At 41.4% G+C, this 12,237-nt stretch carries 9 protein-coding genes and 1 riboswitch; of the genes, 6 read left to right on the top strand and 3 right to left on the bottom strand.

Annotation, left to right across the window (positions count from 1 at the left end; genetic code table 11):
• The first annotated feature begins 15 nt into the window (after positions 1–15).
• The 3 genes from CXF88_RS05495 to CXF88_RS05485 all read left to right on the top strand — a co-directional run bounded on the left by CXF88_RS05495 (position 16) and on the right by CXF88_RS05485 (position 4,189).
• Positions 16–681 (top strand): hypothetical protein, encoded by a 666-nt coding sequence (locus CXF88_RS05495; protein ID WP_101085916.1) that lies wholly within the window; start codon positions 16–18, stop codon positions 679–681.
• Positions 682–993: 312 nt separating this feature from the next.
• A riboswitch (cobalamin riboswitch) is annotated at positions 994–1,208 on the top strand.
• Between the two features lie 140 nt (positions 1,209–1,348).
• Positions 1,349–3,328 (top strand): TonB-dependent receptor, encoded by a 1,980-nt coding sequence (locus tag CXF88_RS05490; protein ID WP_101085915.1) that lies wholly within the window; start codon positions 1,349–1,351, stop codon positions 3,326–3,328.
• Between the two features lie 120 nt (positions 3,329–3,448).
• Entirely contained in the window at positions 3,449–4,189 is a 741-nt protein-coding gene (locus CXF88_RS05485) for an HDOD domain-containing protein (RefSeq protein ID WP_101086305.1), read from the top strand.
• On the opposite strand, the gene CXF88_RS05480 is transcribed toward CXF88_RS05485, so the two are convergent.
• Positions 4,172–5,074 carry a LysR family transcriptional regulator gene (locus CXF88_RS05480; protein ID WP_101085914.1) on the bottom strand — a complete coding sequence of 301 codons (903 nt, stop codon included), beginning with the start codon at positions 5,072–5,074 and terminating at the stop codon, positions 4,172–4,174. The two genes, CXF88_RS05485 and CXF88_RS05480, sit on opposite strands and share 18 nt — an antisense overlap.
• Positions 5,075–5,228: 154 nt before the next feature.
• Between CXF88_RS05480 and metE the strand changes: the two genes are divergently transcribed.
• Both metE and CXF88_RS05470 read left to right on the top strand, forming a co-directional pair.
• The gene (gene metE, locus CXF88_RS05475; protein WP_101085913.1) at positions 5,229–7,520 is read left to right on the top strand and encodes a 5-methyltetrahydropteroyltriglutamate--homocysteine S-methyltransferase; all 2,292 of its coding nucleotides are present in this window, start codon (positions 5,229–5,231) and stop codon (positions 7,518–7,520) included.
• A gap of 338 nt (positions 7,521–7,858) precedes the next feature.
• Positions 7,859–8,071 (top strand): dodecin, encoded by a 213-nt coding sequence (locus CXF88_RS05470; protein WP_041412796.1) that lies wholly within the window; start codon positions 7,859–7,861, stop codon positions 8,069–8,071.
• Positions 8,072–8,083: 12 nt separating this feature from the next.
• Here the strand turns inward: CXF88_RS05470 and queG are convergent, their stop codons facing one another.
• Positions 8,084–9,313 (bottom strand): tRNA epoxyqueuosine(34) reductase QueG, encoded by a 1,230-nt coding sequence (gene queG / locus CXF88_RS05465; protein WP_157822774.1) that lies wholly within the window; start codon positions 9,311–9,313, stop codon positions 8,084–8,086.
• Between the two features lie 40 nt (positions 9,314–9,353).
• Positions 9,354–11,237 carry a diguanylate cyclase gene (locus CXF88_RS05460; protein WP_101085912.1) on the bottom strand — a complete coding sequence of 628 codons (1,884 nt, stop codon included), beginning with the start codon at positions 11,235–11,237 and terminating at the stop codon, positions 9,354–9,356.
• Positions 11,238–11,659: 422 nt separating this feature from the next.
• Between CXF88_RS05460 and CXF88_RS05455 the strand changes: the two genes are divergently transcribed.
• Positions 11,660–12,094 carry a DUF3069 domain-containing protein gene (locus CXF88_RS05455; protein WP_101085911.1) on the top strand — a complete coding sequence of 145 codons (435 nt, stop codon included), beginning with the start codon at positions 11,660–11,662 and terminating at the stop codon, positions 12,092–12,094.
• The last annotated feature ends 143 nt before the right edge of the window (positions 12,095–12,237 follow it).

The following is a 12,237-nucleotide window of genomic DNA, read 5'->3' as shown; positions in this document are numbered from 1 at the left end:
TAAGGATTCATTTGGATGAACAAGATTGCTGCAATTATCGGCTGCTCGGGCTGTCTAGGAATTATGTTCCTGTTCCCGAGTAGTGCATCTGCGACACTTCCAGCACTGATGGCATTTGGCGAAGATGACAACTCATCAGGTGCTATGGTGATGTCTGAGGATGTTCAAAAACTCACGGCCCTATCTGAAAAATTTGGCTTTTTACCGCCATTAGATTGGAAGCTTGCATTCAGCGATAAACGTGGCGATATGACAATGGCTGAGTTTATTCCATCCAATGAATCATTAAATGATTGGTCTCGTTTAGTCTGTATGCAGGGGTTTAAAGGCTTAGCAAATGACGTTGAACCCGACCAGTTTTTAGATTCGATGGCGGCGACATATCAAGAACATTGTGAAGGCAAAATTGTTTATCAACAGCTAGGCAGTTCTAAAGTCGATGGGCTCGAGGCTGTACATGGTTTATTAGGCTGCACCAGTATGCCTAATATTCATCATTCTTCCACAGTGGTTGAAGCGTCTTATGTTTCCAGCCCGCAAGGTGAGATGGGCTATTTTACGGTGATAAGTGATGACGAAAATGTCTACTTAATCCATAAATCCATTCGTACAGCCATTTTTACCACAGAGACAGCTCCTATCACTATCGATAATTATCGTAACTTCATGAGCCAACCTTAACGTCGACATTTATCGCTAACATTGACGACATATTCATATATTAGCGCTGTGTTGATATAATTAGTGCCGTGTTGATAGCGTTGTTGGCCATTTCTAGTGTCACTCTCGCAACATGTTGAATGCCCGACAAGTTGAATAATCTGTGAGTTAAGCTTTTGTTAGTATCAACTTCACCTTAGGATCCGTTATAATCGCCGCGCTAATATTTTGGGATGTCACTCATTAGTCAGACAGTACTATGGTACTCAATGCTAACGCAGACATAACAACAGATATTTTTCAATCATGAGTTGAATATCAACTTATGATAATTTAATAGTCAATCTTTACGGTGCTTGCTTTGAAACGATAGACCAAAGCAGGATAATCGGGAAACCAGTGTAAATCTGGTACTGCCCCCGCAACGGTGATTGGTGAGAGTCAGGTGCGCAATAACCTTGCGTTAATCATCTCGACTCGCGTGCGTTTACCTTTAGTGTAACGCCATAACCTTAGTCCGGAGACCGGCCTTAAAGGTGATTTCGATGATTTCGGTGGGCAGATCTCGAAATGTAATGTGATACCGCTTGTGGGCTTATTTATAGAACCTTTCTGTAGAATAAGGCCCAAGAGGAGTTTTATATTGCGGCGTTATTGCCCCATTTTTCCTTTCAGGAGTTAAAGGTAAATGGGTACTAAACCAACAAAAATTGCACTGTTATTAAGTGCTGTCTTCAGTGTCGCAAGTGTTAATGCTGTTGCGATTGAATCAGTTGTTACATCCCCCTCGTCTTCGGCTATCAGCATGGATGAAACCATTGTGGTTATTGGCCGAAATGCTGCTAAGCCATTAAATATTGCTGCCAATGTTAATGTCATTGATGCTGCTGATATTCAAATGAGCGGCGCCACCAATTTAACCGATTTATTACGTGGACAATCTGGTATTCAGGTGTCGGATAATAACTCGGGCAGTGTATTTTCTATGCGTGGGTTTTCTGCATCACAAGCCGCTAATAACACGCTGATCTTAGTTGATGGACGCAGACTGAATAATATTGATATTGCGGCACCGAGCATTGAGTCGATCCCGATTAACTTAGTTGAGCGTATTGAGATTTTATCAGGCAGTGCAGGGGTACTATATGGTGACCAAGCTGTTGGCGGCGTGATCAATATCATTACCAAAGCACCGACAGAAACGGGTGGTGGTTTACAGGTTAGTGGTGGCAGTTTTGATACCTATGAAGCTAAGGGCGATATTTCAGGGGCTATCAACGATGCATGGCGTTACTTTTTAGCGGCCAGCTATAACGAAAGTGATAATTACCGCGATAATAATGACAATGAAACTAGTTCTATTCTAGGTCGCTTACAATATCAAACAGATACCGAAGACTTCTATGTTGAAGTTAATCATTTTGATAACGATCGCCAAGCACCAGGCGCGCTAACGCTGGCGCAGTACGAAGCAGATCCTCGCCAAGTAGCATCATTTTCTGAAGGTGAATTCTCTCATGAAATAACCACAGCATTGCGCAGCGGTTATCAATACCAGCTGAATAATATTTGGGCCTTAGGTGCTGATTTAACCTACTCGGATACATCAACCACGAGTCTGTTATTTGGTGGAGCAGGGCGTATTGAGCGCGACTTATTAAGTTTCTCACCTAAAGCTACTGCTAACTATCATTTAGAACATGGTGATTTAAATTTTGTTGCTGGTATTGATGTGAGTAAAGGTGAAGCTGATTTCGATACACTTTATACGCAACGAAATAATGAACAAACACAAAAGAGCGCTTATGTGCAAGCATCGGTACCGATAACGCCGACATTATCTTATGTTGTTGGTGGCCGTTATTCTGAAGTGACTGACGATTTATATGACCAATTACTTTACCCTAATCGTGTTGAAATCGATAATGACGCTCATGCTTTTGAGTTAGGTCTAAATTATCGCCCAAGCAGCGAACATCGTTTTTATGTCCGCGCAAATGATAACTTCCGCTTTGCTAAAGTCGATGAACAAGCTTACACCCCGCTTGATGTACAAGGTTTGAATCCACAAACAGGTCGCTCTTATGAAGCCGGTTGGGACTTTACTACCTCGACGCAAACATTGAAAATTAATGCTTATCAACTTGAGTTAGAAGATGAGATTGTTTACGAAGGCGGTCGTACAGATGGGCCTTATGGTGGTGGTGCTAACGTAAACGCCGATGAATCTCGCCGCTTTGGTGTGAGCACTGCTTATGATGTGCAGTTATCAAATGACTGGCTGGTAGGTGCTTCGTACGACTATATTGATGCCGAGTTTACTCAAGGTGAGAACGATGGCAAAGCGTTATCTTGGGTGGCAAAACATTCAGGTAAAGCCTTCGTAAGCTATGATTTTACTGATAATTGGCAAGCGTTTGTTGAAGGTGTATACACTGGCGAGCGTTACATGGAAGGCGACAACAGTAATACCGGTGATAAGTTAGACAGTTATGTATTAACCAACTTAGCCTTAAATTATCGTCGTAATGCATGGACGGCCAGTTTGCGCGTAGATAATTTGTTAGACGAAGATTATGTTGGCACTGGTTATTACTCGGCTTATGGCAGTGGTTATTATTCTGGTACTGGTCGCTCAATTAGACTGACTGCGGGTTATCGTTTCTAGATTATCTTTTTTTAGCGAATAACCTTTCGAAAGCCAGTAAACTATTACTGGCTTTCGTTTTAATATATCGTTAAATTAATGAATAAAGTGATTTATTCTAAGAAAAGGTAATTGATGAATATGACTAATCTTGAGCAACAAGTCCTTACTCAAGTTCAAGCTATTATTGGCAATGAAGAGCAAGTCATTGGTCGTCGTGGCATATTAATTCCATTAAAAAAATCTCTGATTAACGAAGCAGATATTCGAGTCGTTATCGATATCATTTCAGCGGATCCTGCTTTGGCAGCACATTTATTGTTACGCAGTAATACCGCGCAAACAGCAGGTGTCATATCAACAAAAAGCCGTAGTGTAAAAGATGCCTTAATCCGTTTGGGCCAAGTGAACATTTATCGCTACGCGTTTTCGTTTTACCTTAAAGAAAGGCTTGATGAACTTTCTGAGCCTTACAAAAAACTGGTTCAAGGCTATTGGGCATTAAATGAAACCATTGCGGTGGATTGCATACAACTGTTACGTGAAGACAACGACATTGGTGTAGGCACTAAAATCGATGCGGATGAAATGCAAACATTAGCGTTGTTTAGTGTGTTTGGGCAGGTGATTGCGTTAACCGCTTTTGCTTATTTAAATGCTGAGTTGTCTCGACCAGTATCGTTAAAAGTATTGAAGTCGCTTATTGATAAACAACAACAGCAGTTATCGCTCGAAGCATTTGCGTCATTAGGGCTAGATGATGATTTACGCGAAGAATTTTTGATTGCACATAACTTACGCCAAACACAAAACCCTGATTCTCCAGGACTTGTGCTTCGACGCGTACTGTCTAAACGAGGTTTATTAATCAACCCGTTGTAGATTTATGCCTTCACTTGCTACCAGTTCGAGCCACTTTTGGATTAAATTTGCATTAGTGGCATCGCGACGATAGGCCCCAAACAAAGGACGTTTTAGTCCTTCTGCTCCTAATTTTACCGCAGTAAGGCTTAGCCCCTGACTCTCTCGGATAGACCAAGTTGGTAGGGTTGCTACACCATCATTACAGGCTACTCTTTGTAACAGCATAGAGGTTAAATCGCATTGCTTTTGCTCGCCAGGTTCAATACCAGCGGGCTCTAAAAAGTGTTTGTATATGTCTAAACGCGCCAAAGGCACGGGGTAACTAATTAAGGTTTGCTTTGCCAATTGCGCTGGCGTGACAAACGCTTGTGCCGCTAATGCGTGATCACTAGCAACGACTAACTTTACTTCAAAATCAAATAGATGCTGATATGCGACGCTATGTCCTGGCACAGGATCAGATGTTAGCACTATATCTAAACTCCCTGTCTCCAACGCATTGAGTGAATCAAATAAATGACGGCTCGAAATGTCAATTTGAGCTGCTGGCGCATGCTGTTTAAATTGCTCAATAACGGGCATTAACCAACGAAAACAACTGTGGCATTCAATGCCGAGCTTAAGCTGTTGGCTTTCACCTTCTAAACCGCGTTTAAGATCTGACTCGGTTGCAATCACTTTCGGTAAGATTTCTTCCGCTAAATTCAGCAGACGTGAACCTTCGTGAGTAAACGTTAACGGTTTACTTTTACGAACAAAAATAGTTGAGTTAATTCGTGTCTCTAACTCTTTTATTTGATGAGAAAGCGCCGACTGGGTTACAAACCGTTTTTTAGCTGCACCCGCTAAACTGCCACTTTCCTTTAACGCCATCAAGGTGCGAAGGTGTCTAAGCTCTATCATTTTCTCTCCACATGAATCTTGCTCAACTAGCTGATGAAATCAATTCGATTGCTTGACAGCAGAGTAACACAATAAACTTCTAGACGTCCAGACGCCTATGTAGCTTTTCTACATAAATGGCTATAAATTTTTGCTCAACGAAAAGGAAAGCAGTATGAAAATTTCAAGTTTAGGATTTCCCCGCATAGGACGTCAGCGTGAATTGAAGTTTGTTTTAGAACGTTATTGGCGCGGTGAAGCAACATTAACGGAGCTGAAAAACGTTGCCAGTGAATTAAAACGCACTCATTGGCAGTGGCAAGCAGATGCGGGTGTTGAATTACTGCCAGTAGGGGATTTTGCTTATTATGACCAGGTGCTAACCCTGAGCGCGACCTTAAATGTGATCCCCGATCGTCATCGGGCCACTCAAGCTGATGGCAGCCCAGCCGCTGTCGATATTGACACCTTATTTCGCGTGGCTCGTGGCCGTTCGCAAAGCGGTCAACATGCGTGTGCGGCAGAAATGACCAAGTTTTTTAATACTAACTACCATTACCAAGTGCCAGAACTAAGCGCTGATCAAACATTTGAGATTGCCTTCGAACAATTGTTTGATGAAGTCACAGAAGCACAGCAATTAGGTCATCAAGCAAAACCTGTGCTGCTCGGTCCGGTGACGTATTTATACTTATCTAAAAGCCTTTCTGAGTTTAATAAGTTGACGTTGTTACCGCAGTTATTGGTTGCCTATCAACAAATTTTGTCTCGTTTTGCTGCCCAAGGTGTGAGTTGGGTACAGCTTGATGAACCGGTATTAGCGGCAGACTTAACCGATGAGTGGCAGCAAGCCATTAGCCACAGTTATCAAACGTTAGCGCAACAAAAGCCAGCATCATTAAAGGTTTTACTCGCCAGTTATTACGGTTCTATTGCCCATCATCAAGCATTGGTGAGTGCATTACCGGTTGAGGGGCTACATCTTGATTTAGTCACCGCGCCAGAACAGCTTGATGTGTTTGTTAATGCTTTAGGCGTTCAGCAGGTACTTTCTGTTGGGGTGGTTAATGGCCGTAATGTGTGGGCTGCTGATGTTGATGTGATTGCACAGAAGGTAACCGAGTTAGCGACCATGTTAGGCGATCGTTTGTGGATTGCACCTTCATGTTCATTGTTGCATTGTCCTGTGGATGTCGAGGTTGAAAGACAATTAATTACGCCATTACTTGGCCAATTAGCTTTTGCGAAACAAAAATTATTTGAACTTAACGAAATTCATCAATTAATCGTTGAGCAAGGTTCAGCAACTAGCCAAGCGATTATTGATCGTTGCCAGCAACGCCGCTTGGCAAAAGCTGCCGCAGCTAATCAGCAGGTTGTAGAACGTGTGTCGCAGCTAACCGCTGATGATTTTGAACGTAACAGTCCATTTGCCCGCCGTATCATTGCCCAACAACAAAAGTTAGCGCTGCCATTATTACCCACAACCACCATAGGTTCATTTCCGCAAACGCCAGCTATTCGGGGTTTACGCAGTCGCTGGCGTAAAGGCGAAATCAATGACAATGATTACCGTTCACAGCTTGAGCAAGTCACTCAAGACACCATTTCTCGTCAACTTAAACTGGGTATCGACGTGCTAGTTCACGGCGAAGCTGAGCGTAATGACATGGTGGAGTATTTTGGTGAACAATTAGAGGGCGTTGGGTTTACTCAATTTGGTTGGGTGCAAAGTTATGGTTCTCGTTGCGTTAAGCCGCCGTTAATTTATGGCGATGTGTCTCGCCCCAAACCAATGACGGTCGACTGGGCTACCTATGCGCAAAGCTTAACCGACAAGCCTGTTAAGGGCATGCTAACGGGTCCGGTGACCATTTTACATTGGTCGTTCGCTCGTGAAGATATTCCACGTAAAGATATTGCTAACCAACTTGCATTAGCAGTACGTGACGAAGTGGTTGATTTAGAGAAAGCGGGTATTGGCATTATTCAAATTGATGAACCTGCATTTCGTGAAGGTTTACCGATTAAACAAAGCCAATGGGCAGATTATTTAACCTGGGCGGTGGATGCGTTTAAGTTATCGGCTGCAGGTGTTGAAGATGCAACTCAAATCCATACACACATGTGTTACAGCGAGTTCAATGACACCATTAATGCCATAGCGGCGATGGATGCTGATGTTATCACCATTGAGACGTCACGTTCGCGTATGGAGCTACTGAGTGCCTTTGAAGATTTTCATTATCCTAATGAAATTGGTCCCGGTGTGTATGACATTCATTCGCCAAATATTCCAACCGTTGATGAAATGGTCGACTTAATAACTAAAGCGTCGCAAAAAGTGCCGGTGAAACAGTTATGGGTTAATCCTGATTGTGGTTTAAAAACCCGTACCTGGGATGAAGTTGAGCCCGCGCTGCGGAATATGATTGAAGCGACTAAAGTGCTTCGACGTCGGTTCTAATTGGGATGAACTCGTTATAGATAACATTGATTTAAATGAAAATAATTTATCAATATTAGCTGGCAGACATGGCGAAGCCAAATGTAGACTTGGCAATTGTATGTAGTTGTATGTAGTTGTATGAAGTTGTATGAAGTTGTATGAAGTTGTATGAAGTTGAATTTGGTTGTTCTCTGTTGAGAGTAGTTGAAAAAAACTTATCTTAGGGAAAAACGGTGTGAGCCCCCCGGATTCAACGGCTTACCGTTATCTGTTTATTATTCAACGATACTGCGGTGAATAGCGCTATTGTTTACTACACTGAAACTAAAGATGTGCAGTTAACAATAGGAGCTATTATGAGTCACACTTATAAAGTCATTGAACTCGTGGGATCATCACCAATAAGTTCAGATGAGGCGGTCAAAAATGCGATTGCAGAAGCCAATAAAAGTTTACTACATTTGCGTTGGTTTCAAGTTATCGAAACTCGTGGTCATTTAGAAGAAGGCCTAATTGCTCATTGGCAAGTGACCATTAAAGTGGGTTTTACCTTAGACTCTAATGCCTAATGCTTATTTTGTTTATGCGTCTCTTGGTAAACCCTTTTGTATTGATCTGATCACTCGTTGAGTTTTACGTGAAAGCGCCGACTGTGGCGCTTTTTGTATTTGTTGAACTAATGCCCATTCAATATGCTCAAGTACCATATCATCCACTTCTTCACTGTGTTTACGTTGCTCTAACGCATTAATAATGGCCGGATTAGCAGGGGCATTACCTAATGCAATCGCGATATTACGTAACCAACGTTTATGACCAATTCGTCGAATCGCACTGCCTTCTGTTTGGCTGAGAAAATAAGGTTCAGACCAAGCAAATAGAGTCAGTAAATCGGGTTGAATAAGCGCACTGCGAGTATGAAAATCAGTTTCTTTTGTCAGTGGTGCTTTAGCATTGACTGGGCACACTAGCTGGCAGTCATCACAGCCATAAATACGATTGCCTATAAGCGGGCGAAACTCTTCTGGGATAGCGCCCTGTAATTCAATGGTCAAGTAAGAAATACAGCGTCTTGCATCGACAACATAGGGCTCGACAATCGCATCAGTTGGGCATGACTTTATGCAGGCTACGCAAGTGTTGCAGCCTTCTTCAATCGGGATATCTAACGGTAACGGTAAGTTAATGAGTAACTCGCCAAGAAAAAACCAGCTGCCTGCATCTGGGTGTAAAATTAACGAGTGTTTGCCTTTCCAGCCTAGTCCGGCTTTATCGGCTAATGGACGTTCTAAAATAGGTGCAGAATCCACAAAAGGTCTAAAATCAGTCGTATCAAAGTCGAGCTGTTGGCAATACTGGTTAATTTTATCGCCGAGCTTTTTAAGCCGTTGTCGGATGAGTTTATGGTAATCACGTCCACCCGCATAACGAGAGATATAACCAAGATTTGGGTCGGTTAAATTACTGGCAAAGCCAGCGTCAGGCGGTAAATAGTCCATCCGAGCACAAATCACTCTAATGGTTCCGGGATGTAACTCAGCGGGTCTAGCACGCATCATTCCGTGATTAGCCATGTAAGCCATCTCACCGTGATAACCTTTATCTAACCAGTCTTGTAATGCTGCCTCATGCTGAGTTAAGTCGACATCAGCAACACCAATATGAGCAAAGCCAAGTTCTTTACCCCAAAGCTTGATTTGCCTATTGAGCACATCAAGTTGAACCGCGGTCAATGGACAGGGCTCGGGGATTGAATTGATCTCAAGATCGGTAATTGGATCAGGCGTTAATACTGCGGTCGTTGTTGTCATAACACTATCATTGAGTAAACACGCTAAAATTATACGCGTTTTACTCAGCTTTGACACAATTTCGACCAGCAGCTTTGGCTGAATAGAGTGCTTTGTCCGCTTTTAGCAACAACGGAGATAACTCTGTTTCATTACTATAACTCGCCACTCCAGCACTGATGGTTTGATGTAAGTTCGGCGAAATCTGAGTCCAGTCGTAATCAGCAATGGTCTCAATTAACCGATTAGCGATTTCAATGGCTTTCGCTTTGTCGATATTAGGTAATAAAATCAAAAACTCTTCACCACCAACACGTCCAACAACATCGGTATCGCGCATCATACTAGTACTAATAGAGGCCAGTTTTACCAGTACTTTATCGCCCATGTCGTGGCCTAAAGTGTCGTTAACGATTTTAAAGTGGTCGGCATCAAAAGAGATGATTGAAAAAGGTTTACCCGACTGTTGTGATGATTTCAGGAAATAATTGCCTTGAGAATAGGTGTCACGTCTATTGGAGAGCTTAGTGAGCTCATCAGTTAGGGCTAAACGTCTAAAGAGCTGTTTTCGCATGACTTGCTTGTAAGCAAACATTGATACGATAATTAAAATAATCGCAACTAAGATTATAATGATGATTTGCATGCTTTCGTTACGCTGTAAAATCTGTAACTGTTGTTCTTTATCTTTGTCGCGTTGTATTAACCATTCGTTTTCGGTTTGAATTTTGTTGGTGTTAAAGCGCGCTTGCATTTCTGAGTTGCGATCAGACATATTTTGCTTATCAAGTGCCATGTGCATTTTAATAAATTTTTGTAATGTTTTTAATGCGTTTTCAATATCACCTTTAGCTTGGTAGATATCGCTTTTGAGATAGATGTTTTCATTTTCACCGCGTTCATTGCCACCACGGTTAAAATCAATTGATGCAAGCTGACTGTATTCAAGTGCCTTATCTAATTCATTTTTAGCTAAATATACTTGTGCTAGGTATAACATTAATGAGCTATGCGGCCCATCATGACTGACTGGGATTTCTTTTTCTGCTTCCTTTAACAGCACTAGTGCTTCATCTATTTTATCTAGCTTAATCAGATTACCTGCAATATTGGTTTTGGCATCTGCAATCGCAACGTTATCTTTTTGGGTTTTCCAGAAGGCGAGCGACTGTTTAAATCGAGCTGTAGACTCATCGATACGTCCAAGCTCTAAAAGTGAAAATGCGATCTGATTATTGATGTTATCAGCTTCTATTTGTTGATTGGCCTTAAGGTAAGCTTGTTCAAGTTTTATTTGGTATTTAAGAGCGGTTTCAGCATCACCAAAACGCCGATAACTTGCAGCAAGTTCACTCAAGTTATCATTTGCCCAATAAGTTAAATTAAGATTTTCATACAATTGTTGCGATGTAATTAAATCTTCTAATGCAGATGAATAGTTGCCTTGATAGGACAGCATTGCCCCTCGAATGCTGCGGCCGTCAGCGATAAGTCGAGGATCTTCAAGTTCGTATGCATTATTTATTGCATTAGAAAGATCGTCCAGAGCTTCGTCTAATTGCCCTGAAAACTGTTTGTAATAGCCCAAACATAATAATAAATCGGTATGAATTGCGGATGGATAGGGTTCTGAATATATCAGCAGTTGCTGCTCTGCATATTTAATGGCGTTGGTAAGTTCACTCTCTGTAGTAGAAGGCTGGTTCCAGCAGTTTAAACGGACATAGAGTTTTTGACGGATCTCATCGTCAGAGGCAATGATCCGCTTATATTCGTTGAGTAGCTTTTCGCCAGCGATCTGATCAATATAATCAGCTAAATCTATTTTTTTATAGATAGCATCAGCTTTGTCGTTGTCGTAATAAGCGGCAAAGACTGAAGTAGGTAAAAAATATATTGCGATAAAAATAGCAATAAAAAAGTGAAAATTTAGTGATTTATTCAAAATAATAAGCTGCTTTTTTATTTATAGTTTTTGTTGGCAACAATAATCATTGTGTAGGCGTAGTTATAGCACTTTTATATACATCTTTACTATCGATGAGCAATTATTGTGCACAATGGGTGTTTTATCAATGATAAATTGATGTGACCTGCAGATTAAAGTCCATATTTAGAGGCTGATCTGCTCATTAAGTTAATATATCGACGGAGTATTACTTTAAAAACTGATAATACAAACAGTAAAAAATCATGTCATAATTGGATTAGCTTGTTTTCATTTACATGAGTAAAAGACATATCACTGCATAGATATGGCATTAAGAGTGCGTTTGTTCTGGCCTAATTTCAATAAATAATTTGATTATTATGCCATCAAACATTCTGATGCCAATCCATGTGTAGAATGTTAATTGAGAGATAACCATGACCAAAGTTGACCCGCAGTATCAAGACGTAGCAAAACAAATTTCGTATAACGTAGCAAACAAAGTACTGCCGATGGACAAGTTACCTGAAACATTACTTGAGGCCTATGAAGGCTTGTTTAGCGAACTTATTGAAGATAAAGCCAATACATTTACTCATGCTTGGGATGCATTACCTGCGAGTGCGCAAAAGTTAATGACCAAAGCAGAGTTTCATGGCTTTTATATTGCCAATGCGTGGATGCAGTTAAGCCGTGTTGCGCAAGAAATTGCTGATAGTGCTGACTCTGAAGAAGAGATGAATAATAACGAATATGATGGTGTCTTCGGACGCTTAGCTGAGCAGTCGTTGAAAGAGTGTTTACGTAAGCTTAAAAAAGCGCGCACCGACCGCCCATTGTTGAATAGTTTTAAGCTAGTGATGTCGGCATAAATTTACTGTTATTACAGACATAAAAAATCCCAACTTAGGTTGGGATTTTTTTATGGTTAAAAAGCGCATAACCTTTTCAATCAATGAGTTTCACTATCACACTAATGACAATCAGCGCTTTACAATTCTAAAGCGCTGAGTCG

It is taken from the genome of Shewanella sp. ALD9 (genome assembly GCF_002836315.1).
In the GTDB taxonomy this organism is placed as follows: Bacteria; Pseudomonadota; Gammaproteobacteria; order Enterobacterales; family Shewanellaceae; genus Shewanella.
Note: the sequence above shows the minus strand (reverse complement) of the source record. Positions and strands in the feature narration are given on the sequence as shown.